The sequence below is a fragment of the Geodermatophilus sp. URMC 60 genome (genome assembly GCF_053502585.1).
In genome coordinates this window covers 4,060,087-4,075,280 of sequence record NZ_CP199958.1, presented here as the reverse complement: position 1 = coordinate 4,075,280, position 15,194 = coordinate 4,060,087, and the positions used below count along the sequence as shown (strand labels likewise).

Genomic DNA, 15,194 nt, shown 5'->3' with positions numbered 1-15,194 from the left:
GTGGACCGACCGCCGGCGATCGCGCTGCTGGGACTGGGGGAGGCCGGGGCGGAGATCGCCCGCGACCTGGTCGCCCTCGGTGCCGACGTCCGGGGCTACGACCCGCGGGTGGCCCCGCCGCCCGGGGTGCTGCCGCGCACCGACGAGGCCGCCGCCGTCGCCGACGCCGACCTGGTGCTCAGCGTGAACAGCGCCGCGGACGCGCCGGTCGCGCTGCGCAACGCGCTGCCCCGGCTGCGGCCCGGGACGGTCTGGGCCGACCTCAACACCGCCGCCCCCGGCGTGAAGCGGGACCTCGCCGGCCGGGACGCCGCGGTGGCCGACGTGGCGCTGCTGGCGACCGTCCCCGGGCGCGGGCTGCGCACCCCGATGCTGGTGTCCGGCGACGGCGCCCGCAGGTACGCGCGGGTGCTGGCGGGCTTCGGCGTGACCGTCGACGTGCTCGACGGCCCACCCGGTGCGGCGATCTCCCGGAAGCTGCTGCGCAGCGTCTTCTGGAAGGGCGTGGCCGCCGCCGTGGTCGAGGCGGTGGAGGGAGCGGAGGCGGCCGGCGTCGCCGACTGGCTGCGGCGCGACATCGGTGCGGAGCTGGACCGCTTCGCCGCCACCGACCTCGAGGTGTTCCTCACCGGGTCCCGCCAGCACGCCCGCCGCCGGACCGCGGAGATGGCGGCCGCCGCCGAGCAGCTGCGCGACCTGGGGGTGTCGCCGCGGGTGGCCGAGGCCGCCCGGGACCAGCTCGCCGCCCTCGTCGCCGAGGTGACCCCGCCCACCGGCTGAGGGAGCCGCGGCGTCCCGCGGACGCACAGCAGGCCCCCGGGCGGTCGCCGTGCTGCGACACGCGCTGCGGTGCGCCTGTCCGTCGTCATGTCGTCATGACGTATGGTCGACGGCGACCCGGCCCACGATCCCAGGGAGACAGCCGGTGCGCATCGGTGTCCTGACCGGCGGGGGCGACTGCCCCGGCCTCAATGCCGTCATCCGCTCGGTCGTCCGCACCGCGACGACCCAGTACGGCAGCTCGGTGATCGGGTTCCGCGACGGCTGGCGTGGCCTCCTCGAGGACCGGACCACGCCGCTCGACGTCCCCGCCGTCGACGGCCTGCTCACCCGGGGCGGGACGACGCTGGGTTCGGCCCGGGTGGCGCCGGAGAAGCTGCACGCGGGCCTCGACGAGATGAAGGCCGTGCTGACCGCGCACGGTGTCGACGTGCTCATCCCGATCGGCGGCGAGGGGACGCTCACCGCGGCCCACCTGCTGTCGGAGGCCGGCGTCCCGGTGGTCGGCATCCCCAAGACCATCGACAACGACATCGACTGCACCGACCTGACCTTCGGCTTCGACACCGCGGTCAGCATCGCCACGGAGATGATCGACCGGCTGCACACCACCGCCGAGTCCCACCAGCGGGTGCTGCTGGTGGAGGTCATGGGCCGGCACGCCGGGTGGATCGCGCTGCACGCCGGCCTCGCCGCCGGTGCCCACCTGACCCTGGTGCCCGAGGAGCCCTTCGACGTCGCCGAGGTGGCGAAGATCGTCGAGGAGCGCTTCGCCCGCGGTGACTCCCACGTCATCGGCGTCGTCGCCGAGGGCGCGTCCCCGCTCCCCGGCACGATGCTGGTCCGGGACGGAGGCGTCGACGAGTACGGCCACAAGCGCTTCACCGGCGTGGCCCAGCAGCTCGGGGAGGAGCTCGAGCGGCGCACCGGCAAGGAGGTGCGCACCACCGTGCTCGGCCACGTGCAGCGCGGCGGCACCCCGACCTCCTTCGACCGGGTGCTGGCCACCCGCTTCGGCCTGCACGCCACCGTGGCCGCGCACGACGGCAAGGTCGGTCAGATGGTCGCGCTGCGCGGCACCGAGATCGAGCTGGTGCCGCTGGCCGACGCGGTCGCCCGGCTGAAGACCGTGACGCCGTCCCGGCTCGCGGAGACGCTCGCCTTCACCGGGTGAAGGACCCCCTCCTGCCCGCCCCTCGCGAGCTCGGGGCGGTGCCCTGGAGGGGGCCGTTCCAGCACGTCACCCGTAGCAGTAGGAGTCCGACGAGGCGTCCCCGCCCTGCAACCGCACCTGGTGCGGCCGCAGCCCGCGCCAGTCCTCGCCGTGCGGGAAGAACCGCTGGTCGAGGGCGAGGCCGCCGACCTGCGGGTCGGTGTCGACCTTGGCCATCCAGGACCCTGTGCCGTCGGGGAAGAACTGGTCGTCCCACGCGCCGTAGAGCGAGTTGGTGACGTACACCCGCCGGTCGTCGCGGCTGACCTCGACCATCTGCGGGCCGCCGGCCAGCGCCTCGCCCGGGGCGGCCGGGTGCGGGGTCTTCCGCACGACGCCGCCCAGGCGCACCGAGCCGACCTCGCGCGGGTGCGCCGGGTCGGTCACGTCGTACTGCTTGAGCTCGCCGGTGCCCCAGCAGGACACGTAGAGCATCCGGTCGTCGACGGAGAGGTCGATGTCGGTGACCAGCGGCGGCACCGCGGAGAACGGCTCGAGCGCCGGCGGCAGGTCGTCGGGGTTGGCCGGCTCGGCGGAGATCGTGATCACCTTCTCCGCCTTCCACTCGTCACCGGCCCGGAACCAGCGCCACACCGACGCCGACAGGTCGGTGGTGGAGACGACGACGCCGACGAAGCCCCAGGTGGCGTCCGGGTCGTGGGAGGGGCGCAGCTCCAGCACCATCTGGTGCTCGGGCCCGAGGTCGACCTCCTGCAGGTGCCGCCCCTCGGTGAGGTCCCAGAAGTGCAGCCGGTGGCCGTACCGGTTGTCCAGCAGCAGCTCGGGCACCAGGCCGTCCTCGACCATCGACGGGGTGCCCCACTCGCTGGAGACGAGCGTGTTCCGGTTGAGGTGCCACCAGGCGTCGTAGGCCAGGTACTGCGGGCCCCGGTCGCTCTCCCACGCCCGGAGGACGTCGAAGGTGCTGTGGTCCAGCAGCGCGATCCCGCCGGGGCCGTCGTTCCCGTCGGCGCCGCCCAGGCAGGTGAGGAAGACGCCGTCCGGACCGCAGTGCAGCGTGTGCGGCCGCGAGTAGCCCGCCTTCTCCGCCAGCTCCCGCGCCTCGACGGTCTTGTGCAGCACCGGGTTCCGGGGATCCGGGTGCGTGTCGTAGACGTGCACGTTCGAGCTGCGCAGCCCGGGCAGGAGCAGGTAGCGGCGCTGCAGGCCGTCGTGCCCCATGTCGTGGCCCTCGTGCATCAGCGCGCTCGAGCAGGCGTTCCAGCCGAAGTGGTGCAGCTCGTCGCCGACCGTGGGCAGCTCGGCCCAGCCGACCAGCTGCCCGTAGGTGGGCGAGTCCGCGTCGGTGTCGACGACGGTGAGGGCGTCGGGTCCCTCGCCCGCGCGGTCGAACGCGACCACGTAGGCCAGTTGCTCGGTCGGGGCGGCGATCGCCTCGGCGGCGCTGCGGTAGAACGTGGGGTCCATCCGCGTCGGGCTGCTCATCACCGGTCTCCAGGACTAGGGGAGCCCGACCCTCCCGCGCCCGGCAGCGCGGGGGGAAGACGCTGCTGCGTCAGCCGGCGGTGCCCCCGGTGCCGGGGCACGACCGGTCCTCCCGCACTGCCGGGCCCGGCCGCGCTCGGTAGCGTCGGCGGTCCCGACCCGGCGACGACGACGGGAGCCGCCCGTGCCCGAGACCACCATCCCCGGCGGCGTCAGCGCGCCGGAGTTGCGCGCGCACCTCGCCGTCCCGCCGGTGGGGGAGGGGCCGTGGCCCGGGGTGGTGGTCGTGCACGAGGCGTTCGGGCTGACCGACGACATCCGCGAGCAGTCCGACCGGCTGGCCGCCGCCGGCTACCTCGCGCTCGCTCCCGACCTGTTCAGCGCCGGAGGCGCCGTGCGCTGCCTCAAGCGCACCTTCGGCGACCTGCTCCGCCAGGACGGCCCGGCGTTCGGCGACCTGGAGGCCGCCCGCGGCTGGCTTGCCGGGCGCGCCGACTGCACCGGCCGGACCGGCGTCCTCGGGTTCTGCATGGGCGGCGGGTTCGCGCTGCTGGCGGCGACCCGCGGCTTCGACGTCGCCGCACCGAACTACGGGATGCTGCCGAGGGACGCCGAGCAGGTGCTGGCCGGCGCCTGCCCGGTGGTGGCCGGCTACGGCAGGAAGGACCGCGCCCTCCGCGGGGCGGCAGCGCGGTTGGAGCGGGTGCTCACCGAGCACGGCGTGCCGCACGACGTCCGCGAGTACCCCGATGCCGGGCACTCGTTCATGAACCGGCACAACAGCGGGCCCTTCGCCGTCCTGGAACGGGTGGCCGGCCTGAGCTACCACCACCCGTCGGCCGAGGACGCCTGGGCGCGGATCCTGCGCTTCCTCGACACCCACCTGCGCTGAAGGAGGACCCGGGGAGGACCCCGTCCTCCCCGGGTCCACGAGCTCGGGGCGGGACCCGGACGGGGCCGGCGGCGAGCCTCGGGGCCGCCCGCTACCGGTCGGCGGCCTGGCGCCGCCGGCGGTGGGCGGCCATCCGCACCGGGGCGTCCGCGGTGCCGTAGCCGTCGTAGCCACCCATGCGCTGCACGACCTCGAAGAACACCCGGCCACCGAGCACCTCGGTGGCCAGGTGCAGGCAGCCGCCCGCGCCGTCCTCCTCGTACATCAGCCCGTGCCCGCGGACCGCGGCGAGCAGGTCGGGGGGCAGGTCGAAGCGGGCCTCGAGGTCGTCGGCGTAGTTGGCCGGCAGCGGCAGCAGCGGTGCCCCGGCCGCGCGCAGCGCACCGGCGGTGGCGACCAGGTCGTCGGTGGCCAGGGCGACGTACTGGGGCTCCGGGACGCCGGGTGCCCAGCCGCCGCGGCGCAGCGTCGCGGCCGACAGCGCCAGCCGCACGGAGCGGGCCGGGTCGGTGACCGCGCGGGTGCGCACGAGGCCGAAGGGAGCGGCCAGCTCGGTGACCTCCTGCGGCTCCAGCCCCAGCACCGCGCGGTAGAACAGCCCCGCCTCGTCGAAGGAGTCGAACGGCTGGGTCAGCCCCACGTGGTCGACGCCGGTGATCCCCGCACCGGGCCCGGGCTCCTCCCCGGTGGGCAGGAAGTCGGCCGGCCAGCCGTCGGGGACGGTGCGGGTGAAGAAGACCTGGGTGCCGTCGGGCGCGGCCACGGCCGACAGCTCGGCCTCGGCGGCGCCGCGCGTGCGGGGGAGGACCGGGGCGCTCATGGCCTCGGCCCGCTCGGCCGAGCGGGCGGGGTCGGCGCTCTCCAGGCCGAGGGCGGCGACCGAGGCGACACCGGCGCCGGCCGGGCGGACCACCGACGCGTTGAGCAGCACCCGCGCCCGGCCCTGCTCCCACAGCTGCACCGGCTTGGAGCGGTGCTGGCCGGTGTGGGCGAAGCCGAGTGCGGCGAGCACCTCGGCCACCCGCGGCCCGGAGACGCCGTCGACGCCGAGCTCGGTGAACGACCAGCCCGACAGCGCCGGCGCTGCCGGGGGCAGGGGCAGGCCGGACGCCGGGTCGCGCTGCGCCAGCGCCTCCTCCAGCCACTGCAGCGAGCGCATCGCGTCCACCGCCGTCCGGCCCGGGTCGGCCTGCCGGTAGACGTCGTTGAAGACCTCCAGCGACAGCGGCCCGGCGTAGCCGGTCGCGAGCACGGCGGCGACGAAGCCGGGCAGGTCGAACGAGCCCTGGCCGGGGAAGAGGCGGTGGTGGCGGCTCCACTGCAGCACGTCCATGGCCAGCCGCGGCGCGTCGGCCAGCTGCAGGAAGAACAGCTTCTCGCCGGGGACGTCGGCGAAGCCGGCCGGGTCCCCGCCGCGGGAGAGCACGTGGAAGCTGTCCAGGCACAGCCCGAGAGCAGGGGAGTCCGCTCGGCGGACGGCGTCCCACGACCGCTCCCACGTCGAGACGTGCCGACCCCAGGCCAGCGCCTCGTAGGCGATCCGCAGCCCGCGCTCGCCGGCGCGCGCGGCGGCGGTGGCCAGCTGCCCGGCCAGCCGGTCGGCGTCGTCGACGGCGTCCGGTGCGACCGAGGAGCAGACCAGCACGGTGTCGACGCCGAGCGCGGCCATCACGTCGAACTTGCGCTCGGCCCGGCGCAGGTTGCGGGCGAATCGGTCGGGATCGGTGGAGTCCAGGTCGCGGAAGGGCTGGTAGAGGTCGATCGACAGACCGAGGTCGGCGCAGCGGGCGGCCAGCTCAGCGGGTGACCAGGGGGAGGCGACCAGGTCGGGCTCGAAGACCTCGATGCCGTCGAACCCGGCTGCGGCCGCCGCGGCGATCTTGTCTTCGAGGGTGCCGGACAGGCAGACGGTCGCGATCGCCCGGTGAGGGGCAGGGGCGGCCTCGTCCCGGGTCCCGCCCCGAGCCTGCGAGGGGCGGGGAGGACGAGGTCCTTCCTCAGTTGACACGGACGTCGGTGACCAACGTGGCGAAGTGGGCGAGCATCCGCTCGGCGTCGGGCTCGACGCCGGTGAACAGCCGGAAGGCGTCGACGGCCTGGAACACGGCCATGCCCCCGCCGTCTAGCACCCGGCAGCCCAGCTCCCGCGCGGTGCGGACCAGCGCGGTCTCCAGCGGCCGGTAGACGATGTCGGCCACCCACAGCTGCGGCCGGAGCAGGCCGGCGTCCAGCGGTAGCCCGGGGTGGGCGGCCATGCCGGTGGGGGTGGCGTGCACCAGCCCGTCGGCGCGGGCGAGTGCTGCGGGCAGCGCGCCCAGGTCGCCGCCCTCCGCGCGGTCGGCGCCGAAGCGCTCGACCAGCGCGGCGGCCAGCTCGCCGGCCCGCGCGCCGTCCACGTCGAGGACGGTCAGCCGGCGGGTGCCGAGGGTGAGCAGCGCGTGTGCGACCGCGGCGCCGGCGCCGCCGGCGCCGAGCAGCACGGCCCGCCCGAGGTCGGCCTCGGGCAGGCCGCGGTCGAAGGCCCGGGCGAAGCCCGACCAGTCGGTGTTGTGCCCGACCGCCCGCCCGTCCCGGAGGACGACGGTGTTCACGGCACCCAGCGCGGCGGCGTCCGGGGAGAGCTCGTCGAGGTGCGGCAGGACCAGCTGCTTGCAGGGGTGGGTGACGTTGAGCCCGTCGTACCCCGCGAGCTGTGCGGCGGCCAGGATCTCGCCGATCGCCGACGCCGGCCTCTGCAGCCGGTCGAGGTCCAGACGCCGGTACAGGTAGCGCAGGCCCAGCTCGTCGGCCTCGCGCTCGTGCAGCGGCGGGCTCAGCGACGGGCCGATGCCGCTGCCGACCAGGCCGACCAGGAACCCCTGCGCGTCGTGCGTCATCGCTGTCTCCCCCTGTATGTACCAACTGGTGAGTTGCTGTGCAGCAGACCACATCCGGCCACCCGGCGCCAGCCTCCGCCGGTGGCTGCGGACCGCCTCCGAGCCGGGGCTTGTGCTCCACGCCACGCTAATGTACCAATTAGTTCATTGCGGACGTGGTGCTGGTCACCACGCTCGCTCGCACCGAGCACCGCCGTCCCGCGCCCGCCGGCGCAACCCCCCTTCCCTCCCAGGAGGACCGATGCGCGACGCAGTGGCCGAGCCGGGCTCGCACGAGCCCCGCGAGTTCCAGAAGACGCCCAAGAAGGCCGCGGCCAGCGGCTGGATGGGCAGCGCGCTGGAGTACTACGACTTCTTCATCTACGCCCAGGCCGCCGCCCTGGTGTTCCCGACCATCTTCTTCCCGGAGTCCAACCCGCAGATCGGCATCATCGTCTCGCTGGCCACCTTCGGGGTGGGCTACGTCGCCCGGCCGCTCGGCGCGTTCGTCCTCGGCCACTGGGGTGACACCCACGGGCGCAAGAACGTGCTGGTGCTGTGCATGCTGCTGATGGGCGTGTCCACGTTCCTCGTGGCGCTGCTGCCCACCTACCAGCAGGTGGGCCTCCTGGCCCCGGCGCTGCTGGTGGTGCTGCGACTGGTGCAGGGCTTCGCCGTGGGCGGGGAGATCTCCGGGGCCAGCGCGATGATCGTCGAGCACGCGCCGTTCGGCCGGCGCGGCTACTACGCCAGCTACACCCTCCAGGGGGTGCAGGCCGGGCAGATCCTCGCCGCCGCCGTCTTCCTGCCGCTGGCGGCCCTGCTTCCCGAGGAGCAGTTCCAGTCCTGGGGCTGGCGCCTCCCGTTCCTGCTCTCGGCCCTCGTGGTCGTCGCCGGCTACGTCATCCGGCGCCGGGTCGACGAGACCCCGGCCTTCCGGGAGGAGGCCGCGCACGGCGAGGTGCCCAAGGCGCCGATCGTCCAGGCGGTGCGGGAGAGCGGCCGGGACATGCTGCGGGTGATCTGCATGGCGCTGATGAACGCCGTCCCGGTGGCGACCACCGTGTTCGGCGCCACCTACGCCACCAACGAGGAGGCCTACGGCATCGGCTTCAGCGCCAGCACCTACCTGTGGATCTCCGTGGTGGGCAACGCGGTCGCCGTCCTGCTGATCCCCTTCGTCGGCGACCTGTCCGACCGCATCGGCCGGCGGCCCTGCATCATCGTCGGCGCGCTGGGGTCGACGGCGCTGTCCTTCGCCTACCTCTACGCGATCAGCCAGGGCTCCGTGGTCTGGGCCTTCGTCTTCGCGATCCTCATGTGGGGCGTGGTCTACCAGGGCTACAACGCGGTCTTCCCGGCCTTCTACCAGGAGCTCTTCCCGACCCGGACCCGGGTGACCGCCTTCGCGGTCTCGCAGAACCTGGGCACGATGATCACGGCGTTCCTCCCCGCTCTCTACGCGATCGTGGCGCCAGGCGGGTCGAACGTGCCGGTCATCGTCGGCAGCATCACCTTCGGCATCGGGATCATCGCGGCGACGGCCGCCTGGTCGGCCCGGGAGACCCACCGGGTGCACATGAACGACCTGGGCCGCGACGACGCCCCCGTGGTGCCGCGGGAGGAGTACGAGCGCATCCGCGCCTCGGTCTGAGAGAGGACCCTCCTGCCCCCGCAGGAGGGCCGTCCCCGGTGGCCGGGCCGACCTCCGTCGGCCCGGCCACCGGCCCCTGACGACGAGGAGGCGACGTGACCGGGGCGCCCGCGGCAGGCCGCGTGCGGATCGCCGTGGCCGGGGCCGGTCTCATCGGCCGGCGCCACGTCGAGGAGGTCGTCGCCCATACCTCGACGCGCCTGGTCGCGGTCGTCGATCCCGACCCCGCCACCGACGCGGTGGCCGCCGCGCACGGGGTCCCGCGGTTCCGGTCGCTGGCCGAGCTCCTCGAGCGGGACCGGCCCGACGGCGTCGTGCTGGCCACGCCCAACCGGCTGCACGTCGACGGCGGCCTGGAGTGCGTCGCCGCCGGTGTGCCGGTGCTCGTGGAGAAGCCCATCGGCGACACCGTCGAGGCCGCGACCCGCCTGGTCGGGGCGGCCGAGGCGGCCGGCGTCCCGCTGCTCGTCGGGCACCACCGCCGGCACAGCCCGATCATGGCCAGGGCACGCCACATCGTGGCCGGTGGGGCACTCGGCCGGGTCGTCGCCGTCGTCGGCACCGCCCTGTTCGCCAAGCCCGACGACTACTTCGACGTCGGCGGCGGCTGGCGGAGACGGCCCGGCGGCGGGCCGATCCTGCTCAACCTGGTGCACGAGGTCGACGGCCTGCGGTGGCTGGTCGGCGACATCGTCCGGGTGCACGCCGCGACGTCGCACGCGGCCCGCGGCTTCCCGGTCGAGGACACCGTTGCCATGGTCGCCACCTTCGCCGACGGGGCGCTGGGCACCTTCCTGCTCTCCGACGCGGCCGCCTCGCCGCGGTCGTGGGAGCAGACCTCGGGCGAGAACGCGAGCTACCCGACCCACCCGGACGAGGACTGCTACCACATCGCCGGCACGGCCGGGTCGCTGTCGGTCCCGACCATGCGGCTGCGGCGATCTCCCGGCCCGCCCTCGTGGTGGGAGCCGTTCGAGACGACCACCGTCGAGGTGCAGCGCAGCGACCCGCTGGCCCGCCAGGTCGAGCACTTCGCCGCTGTCGTCCGCGGGGAGGCCGAGCCGATCTGCAGCGGCCGCGACGGGCTGGCGACCCTGCGGGTCCTCGAGGCCGTCGTCGAGTCCGCACGCACGGGGCAGCCGGTCGACGTGCCGGGGATCGTCCCGAGCCGTCCTAGGCTCGGGGTGAGTCCACCGACGTGAAGAGGTCCGCAGCCGTGTCGTCCGCCGCCCAGCCGCTGCCCGACGAGCCCGTCCCCTCGACCGCAGCCGTCCCCGATCCGCCGCGGCAGCGCGACGCCGAGCGCACCCGCGCCGAGATCCTCGACGTGGCCACCCAGGAGTTCGCCGACCGGGGCTACGCCGGGGCGAGGGTCGACGAGATCGCCGCGAAGACGAGCACCACCAAGCGGATGATCTACTACTACTTCGGCGGCAAGGAACAGCTCTACGTCGCCGTCCTGGAGCGGTCCTACAGCCGGATCCGCAGGCTCGAGCAGCAGCTCGACGTCGAGCACCTCGACCCGGTGCAGGCGGTGCGGGAGCTCGCCGGCCTCACCTTCGACCACCACGAGGCCCATCCGGAGTTCATCCGGCTGGTCAGCATCGAGAACATCCACCGGGCCGAGCACATCGCCCGCTCCGAGGCGCTGTCCGGACTGGCCAATCCGGTCCTGGACGTGCTCGACCGGATCCTGGAACGCGGCTGCGACGCCGGGTTGTTCCGGGACGACGTCGACGCCCTGGACGTGCACCAGGTCATCAGCGCCTACTGCGTCTTCCGGACGGCGAACCGGCACACGTGGCGGGCCCTGTTCGGCCGGGACATGCTCGACCCCGAGCGGCGCGAGCACCAGCGCCGGATGCTCGGCGACCTCGTCGTCGCGCATCTCACCGCCCGCTGAGGCCGGCGCTCCCGGGCGCGGCTCGTCAGGCGCCGGCGACCTCGATGGACGCGATCCTGTTGCCCTCGGGGTCGGTCACGACGGCCTTGCGCGCGTCGTCGCCCTCCGCCCGGATGGGGCCGCAGCGGATGCCGCGCGTGCCCAGGTCGGTCACCGCGTCGTGCAGGTCCGGCACCTTGATGGCGACCAGACCGCGGCCGGCGCGCGAGGCGTCCTCGACGACGTAGAGCCGGCTGGTCCCGGTGACCGGCCACCTCACCTCGCGGTCATGAGGGACGACGTCGGCGTCCCGGCCGTACCACTCGGCCGCGCGAGGGAGGTCGGCGACCGCGATCCCCGCGAAGGGCGACTCCATCGCCACGGGGGCAGGTGCCACCCCTCAGGCCCGCCCGGCAGGCGTCCAGCCCTGCCGGTGGAGCCGCTCGAAGCCGTCGAGCAGCAGGTCGAGTGCGAACTCGAACTCGAACTGGTCGTCGCAGCCCCCACCGACCGCCGACCCCTCGTCGTGGGACCCGGCCGTGGCCATCTCCACGATGTGGGGGTACCGCGCGGCGAACCGGCCGAGCGCGGCCGCGCGTGCGTCGGGGTCCGCGGGCTGCGCCGGCGTGGGGAAGACCTCCTGGGTGAAGCCCCACATCCGGGTGCCGAGGGCGTGCATCACGTGGTGGGTGAGGTCGACCGAGAAGCCGCCCGCCCGGAACAGGCCGACGAGCGACTCCATGTGGTCGAGCACCACCGGTGAGGCCGAGGTGCGCGACTCGATCACCTGGGACGCCCACGGGTGCCGCAGGAGCGAGGCCCGGGCGGAGAGCACCCGCTCCCGGACGGCGGCCTTCCAGTCCGCGCCGGGTGTCGGGAGGTCGATGTCGCCGACGACGACGTCGACCATGCCGTCGAGCAGCTCCTCCTTGTTCGCCACGTGCTTGTACAGCGCCATGGGCACCACGCCGATCCGCTGCGCCAGTGACCGCATGCTCAGCGCGTCGATGCCGTCCTCGTCGGCGAGCGCCACGGCGGCGCGCAGCACCCGGTCCCGGTTCAGCCGGGGTCGAGGCGCGGGGCTTGACACGTGTACACCGTACACCTACGGTCGCGGCACCGAGGTGTACGCCGTACGCCTGTTGGCACGAGAGGCGACAGCCGTGTCCTCCCCCACCAGACGACAGTGGCTGGTCCCGGCCGGCCTCCTCCTGCTCAGCGCCGTCCCGGTGCTCGCCGGCGCCGCACGGGTCGGCGAGCTCGCCGGGGGCGCGGAGGTGACCGCCGACAACGCCCGGTTCCTCGCCTCACCCGTCCCCGTCCTGGTGCACATCGTCGGCGCCACCCTCTACTGCCTGCTCGGGGCGGTGCAGTTCGCCCCGGCTCTGCGTCGTCGCCGTCCCGGCTGGCACCGCGTCGCCGGACGGGTGCTCGTCCCCTGCGGGCTCGCCGCGGCGCTGTCGGGCGTCTGGATGACCCTGTTCCTCCCGCGCCCACCCGTCGACGACGTGCTCCTGACGCCGATCCGGCTGGCCTTCGGCGTCGCGATGGTCGCCTGCCTCGTGCTCGGTGTCGCCGCGGTCCGGCGCCGGGACATCCCCGCCCACCGGGCCTGGATGGCCCGCGCCTACGCGATCGGCCTCGGTGCGGGGACGCAGGTGCTGACCCACCTCCCGTGGGCGCTGCTGGTGGGCCAGCCGAGCGGGACCGCCCGGGTGCTGCTGATGCTCGCCGGCTGGGTGGTCAACCTCGCCGTGGCCGAGTGGGCGCTCCGCCGGCGGCCGGTGAGGTCGTTCCGGGAGATACCGGCGCCGCGCCGGGCCGCCGGGCTCGTGCCGGCCGATCGGGTGGGCTGAGGCCCCGGCTCAGTGCAGCCGGGACTGCCAGTCGGCCGGCACGCGTTCGCGCGGGCCGGGCGCCGGCTGGTCGAGCGGGTGGTGCGCCGGCGGAGCGAGCTCGGGTCCGGCGACGACCCGCTCACGGGCGAAGTCCCAGAACCAGCCCTCGCCCGGCTCGAAACTCCGGATCACCGGGTGCCCGGTCTCGGTGGCGTGCCCGCGGGCGTGCTGCGCGGGCGAGGAGTCGCAGCAGCCGACGTGCCCGCAGGCGGCGCAGCGGCGCAGGTGGAACCACCAGCCGCCGGTGGCCTCGCACTCCACGCAGCCCGTGCCGCTCGGCGGCACGGACGGGTCGATCGCAGCGGCAGCGTCCACGGCGGTCACGGTAGGGACGGCGCCCGCTCCCCGGAAGCCGTTGCGCGACCGGCGAGGCACACTCGGTCGGGGGACGGAGGTCAGGATGGGAACGACGCACCTCTCCGGCGAGGACTTCGCGGCGGCGACGCAGGCCGCCGGCATCGTGCTGGTCGACTTCCGCGACGCCGGGTCGGGCTCCAGCCGCGCGTTCGCGGAGGTCTTCGACGCCGCCGCCCACCGCCACCCCGACCTGCGCTTCCGAGCCGTCGAACTGCCCGCCGAACCGGCGCTGGCGGCGGCGGTCGGCGTCAAGCGGGCGCCGAGCCTCATGGTCTTCCGCGACGGCGTGCCGGTGTTCGCCGAGCCGGGCTGGCTGCCCGAGGACTCCGTCGAGCTGCTCATCGCCACGATCCGCGAGCTCGACATGGTGGCCGTCCGCGAGACCTTCCCCGAGCCGGTCCACCGCACCTGAGCCGCCGCGAGGCTGTCGTCCCGGCGGCGCTCCGGACTAGCGTGGCGCGCACCGGCAGCGACGCCGTCCTGCCACGCCCCCGGCCTGGGCAGGCCCGGACAGGAGGCCGCCATGAGCCGACCCGTGCTGCTCACCGTCGACGACGACCCGCAGGTCGCGCGCGCCGTCGCCCGCGACCTGCGCCGGCGCTACGGCGAGACCCACCGCGTGCTGCGCGCCGGTTCCGGCGCCGAGGCCCTGGAGGCGTTGCGCGAGCTGAAGCTGCGCGGCGACCCGGTGGCGGTGCTGCTGGCCGACCACCGGATGCCGGAGATGAACGGCATCGAGTTCCTCGAGCGGGCGATGGACCTGGTTCCGCGGGCCCGCCGCGCACTGCTCACCGCCTACGCCGACACCGACGCCGCCATCGCGGCCATCAACGACGTCGACGTCGACGCCTACCTGCTCAAGCCCTGGGACCCGCCCGAGGAGAAGCTCTACCCCACGGTCGACGCCATGCTGACCGCCTGGCACGAGACCCCGGACCCCGAGGTGCACGGCGTCAAGCTGGTCGGGCACCGCTGGTCGGCACCGTCCTTCCGCGCCCGCGACCTGCTGGCCCGCAACGCCGTCCCGTACCGCTGGTTCAACGCCGACGAGCCGGACGGACAGCGAATCCTCGCCGCCGCCGGGGCCGGGCCGGACGACGTCCCCGTCGTCGTCACCGCCGACGCGCAGGTCCTCAAGCACCCCGGCGAGGCGGAGCTGGCCGCCGTCGCCGGGCTCGCCGTCGACCCGCGGGAGGAGTTCTACGACCTGGTGGTCGTGGGCGGCGGGCCGGCCGGATTGGGCGCCGCCGTGTACGGCGCGTCCGAGGGCCTGCGCACCGTGCTCGTCGAGCGGGAGGCCACCGGTGGGCAGGCCGGGCAGAGCAGCCGGATCGAGAACTACCTCGGTTTCCCCGACGGCGTCTCCGGCGGGCAGCTGGCCGACCGGGCCCGCCGGCAGGCGGTCAAGTTCGGCGCCGAGCTGCTGCTGGCCCGTGACGTGGTGGCGCTCGAGGCGCACGGGCCCAAGCGGGTGCTCCACCTCGACGACGGTCGCCGCATCGCCGCGCACGCGGTCGTCCTGGCCACCGGCGTCTCCTACCGCAGCCTCGGCGTGGACGGCGTCGACGACCTGACCGGCCGCGGCGTGTACTACGGCTCGGCGATGACCGAGGCCGCCGAGTGCGCCGACAGCGACGTCTACATCGTGGGCGGGGCCAACTCGGCGGGCCAGGCGGCGGTGTTCTTCGCCCGGTACGCCCGCTCGGTGTGCCTGCTGGTGCGCGGGCCCTCGCTGGAGGCGTCGATGTCGGCGTACCTCATCGAGCAGATCGCCGGCATCGGGTCGATCTCCGTGCGCACCTGCACGAGCGTGGTGCAGGCCCGGGGCGACGGGCACCTGGAGGCGCTCACCGTGGAGCACGCCCGGACCGGTGAGCGGGAGACGCTGCCGGCCAGCCACCTGTTCGTCTTCATCGGCGGCGCACCGCGCACCGGCTGGCTCGACGGCGCCGTCGTCCGCGACCAGCGCGGCTTCATCCCCACCGGGCCGGCGCTGCTGCGCGAGGGGCGCCGTCCCGCCGGCTGGGACCTCGACCGCGATCCGTACCTGCTGGAGACCAGCCTGCCCGGCGTGTTCGTCGCCGGGGACGTGCGGGCCGACTCGGTCAAGCGCGTCGCCTCGGCGGTCGGCGAGGGCGCGATGGCGGTCACCCTGGTGCACCGCTACCTGGGGGACGGATGACCGAGCCCGCGAGGTCGTCCGAGGGCCGAGCGCCC

Annotated in this window: 15 protein-coding genes; 9 read left to right on the top strand and 6 right to left on the bottom strand. The window is 74.8% G+C overall.

Annotated features, from left to right (window positions below; all coding sequences use genetic code 11):
- Together ACWIX3_RS19230 and ACWIX3_RS19225 are read left to right on the top strand one after the other, a co-directional pair.
- A complete protein-coding gene (locus ACWIX3_RS19230) occupies positions 1-780 on the top strand; it encodes a DUF1932 domain-containing protein (RefSeq protein WP_448608950.1) in 780 nt (259 codons plus the stop codon).
- A 145-nt stretch (positions 781-925) separates the two neighbouring features.
- Positions 926-1,954: an ATP-dependent 6-phosphofructokinase gene (locus ACWIX3_RS19225; RefSeq protein WP_448608949.1), complete on the top strand. Its 1,029-nt coding sequence runs from the start codon at positions 926-928 to the stop codon at positions 1,952-1,954.
- A gap of 66 nt (positions 1,955-2,020) precedes the next feature.
- Here ACWIX3_RS19225 and ACWIX3_RS19220 read toward each other — a convergent pair whose 3' ends face one another.
- The gene (locus ACWIX3_RS19220) at positions 2,021-3,439 is read right to left on the bottom strand and encodes a selenium-binding protein SBP56-related protein (RefSeq protein WP_448608948.1); all 1,419 of its coding nucleotides are present in this window, start codon (positions 3,437-3,439) and stop codon (positions 2,021-2,023) included.
- Between the two features lie 184 nt (positions 3,440-3,623).
- Between ACWIX3_RS19220 and ACWIX3_RS19215 the strand changes: the two genes are divergently transcribed.
- Positions 3,624-4,331: a dienelactone hydrolase family protein gene (locus ACWIX3_RS19215; RefSeq protein WP_448608947.1), complete on the top strand. Its 708-nt coding sequence runs from the start codon at positions 3,624-3,626 to the stop codon at positions 4,329-4,331.
- A 91-nt stretch (positions 4,332-4,422) separates the two neighbouring features.
- On the opposite strand, the gene ACWIX3_RS19210 is transcribed toward ACWIX3_RS19215, so the two are convergent.
- Both ACWIX3_RS19210 and ACWIX3_RS19205 read right to left on the bottom strand, forming a co-directional pair.
- Positions 4,423-6,339 (bottom strand): TIM barrel protein, encoded by a 1,917-nt coding sequence (locus tag ACWIX3_RS19210; protein ID WP_448608946.1) that lies wholly within the window; start codon positions 6,337-6,339, stop codon positions 4,423-4,425.
- Positions 6,329-7,207: a shikimate dehydrogenase gene (locus tag ACWIX3_RS19205; RefSeq protein WP_448608945.1), complete on the bottom strand. Its 879-nt coding sequence runs from the start codon at positions 7,205-7,207 to the stop codon at positions 6,329-6,331. The genes ACWIX3_RS19210 and ACWIX3_RS19205 overlap by 11 nt, the downstream gene beginning before the upstream one ends.
- Positions 7,208-7,448: 241 nt before the next feature.
- Here ACWIX3_RS19205 and ACWIX3_RS19200 point away from each other — a divergent pair, with 241 nt between their 5' ends.
- The 3 genes from ACWIX3_RS19200 (at position 7,449) to ACWIX3_RS19190 (ending at position 10,743) form a co-directional block, all read left to right on the top strand.
- Positions 7,449-8,840: an MFS transporter gene (locus ACWIX3_RS19200; protein ID WP_448608944.1), complete on the top strand. Its 1,392-nt coding sequence runs from the start codon at positions 7,449-7,451 to the stop codon at positions 8,838-8,840.
- Between the two features lie 95 nt (positions 8,841-8,935).
- Entirely contained in the window at positions 8,936-10,042 is a 1,107-nt protein-coding gene (locus ACWIX3_RS19195) for a Gfo/Idh/MocA family protein (RefSeq protein ID WP_448608943.1), read from the top strand.
- A gap of 14 nt (positions 10,043-10,056) precedes the next feature.
- The gene (locus ACWIX3_RS19190) at positions 10,057-10,743 is read left to right on the top strand and encodes a TetR/AcrR family transcriptional regulator (RefSeq protein ID WP_448608942.1); all 687 of its coding nucleotides are present in this window, start codon (positions 10,057-10,059) and stop codon (positions 10,741-10,743) included.
- Positions 10,744-10,768: 25 nt separating this feature from the next.
- On the opposite strand, the gene ACWIX3_RS19185 is transcribed toward ACWIX3_RS19190, so the two are convergent.
- Together ACWIX3_RS19185 and ACWIX3_RS19180 are read right to left on the bottom strand one after the other, a co-directional pair.
- Positions 10,769-11,098: a VOC family protein gene (locus ACWIX3_RS19185; protein WP_448608941.1), complete on the bottom strand. Its 330-nt coding sequence runs from the start codon at positions 11,096-11,098 to the stop codon at positions 10,769-10,771.
- 24 nt (positions 11,099-11,122) lie between these two features.
- A complete protein-coding gene (locus tag ACWIX3_RS19180; RefSeq protein WP_448608940.1) occupies positions 11,123-11,812 on the bottom strand; it encodes a TetR/AcrR family transcriptional regulator C-terminal domain-containing protein in 690 nt (229 codons plus the stop codon).
- A gap of 73 nt (positions 11,813-11,885) precedes the next feature.
- Between ACWIX3_RS19180 and ACWIX3_RS19175 the strand changes: the two genes are divergently transcribed.
- Positions 11,886-12,578, top strand: coding sequence for a DUF2306 domain-containing protein (locus tag ACWIX3_RS19175; RefSeq protein ID WP_448608939.1), 693 nt, complete (start codon positions 11,886-11,888; stop codon positions 12,576-12,578).
- Between the two features lie 9 nt (positions 12,579-12,587).
- Here ACWIX3_RS19175 and ACWIX3_RS19170 read toward each other — a convergent pair whose 3' ends face one another.
- Complete coding sequence (locus tag ACWIX3_RS19170; protein WP_448608938.1) at positions 12,588-12,935, bottom strand: UBP-type zinc finger domain-containing protein; 348 nt, start codon at positions 12,933-12,935, stop codon at positions 12,588-12,590.
- 85 nt (positions 12,936-13,020) lie between these two features.
- Here ACWIX3_RS19170 and ACWIX3_RS19165 point away from each other — a divergent pair, with 85 nt between their 5' ends.
- Positions 13,021-13,389, top strand: a complete 369-nt coding sequence (locus ACWIX3_RS19165; protein ID WP_448608937.1) for a thioredoxin family protein — start codon at positions 13,021-13,023, stop codon at positions 13,387-13,389.
- Between the two features lie 111 nt (positions 13,390-13,500).
- Positions 13,501-15,159, top strand: a complete 1,659-nt coding sequence (locus ACWIX3_RS19160) for an FAD-dependent oxidoreductase (RefSeq protein ID WP_448608936.1) — start codon at positions 13,501-13,503, stop codon at positions 15,157-15,159.
- The last annotated feature ends 35 nt before the right edge of the window (positions 15,160-15,194 follow it).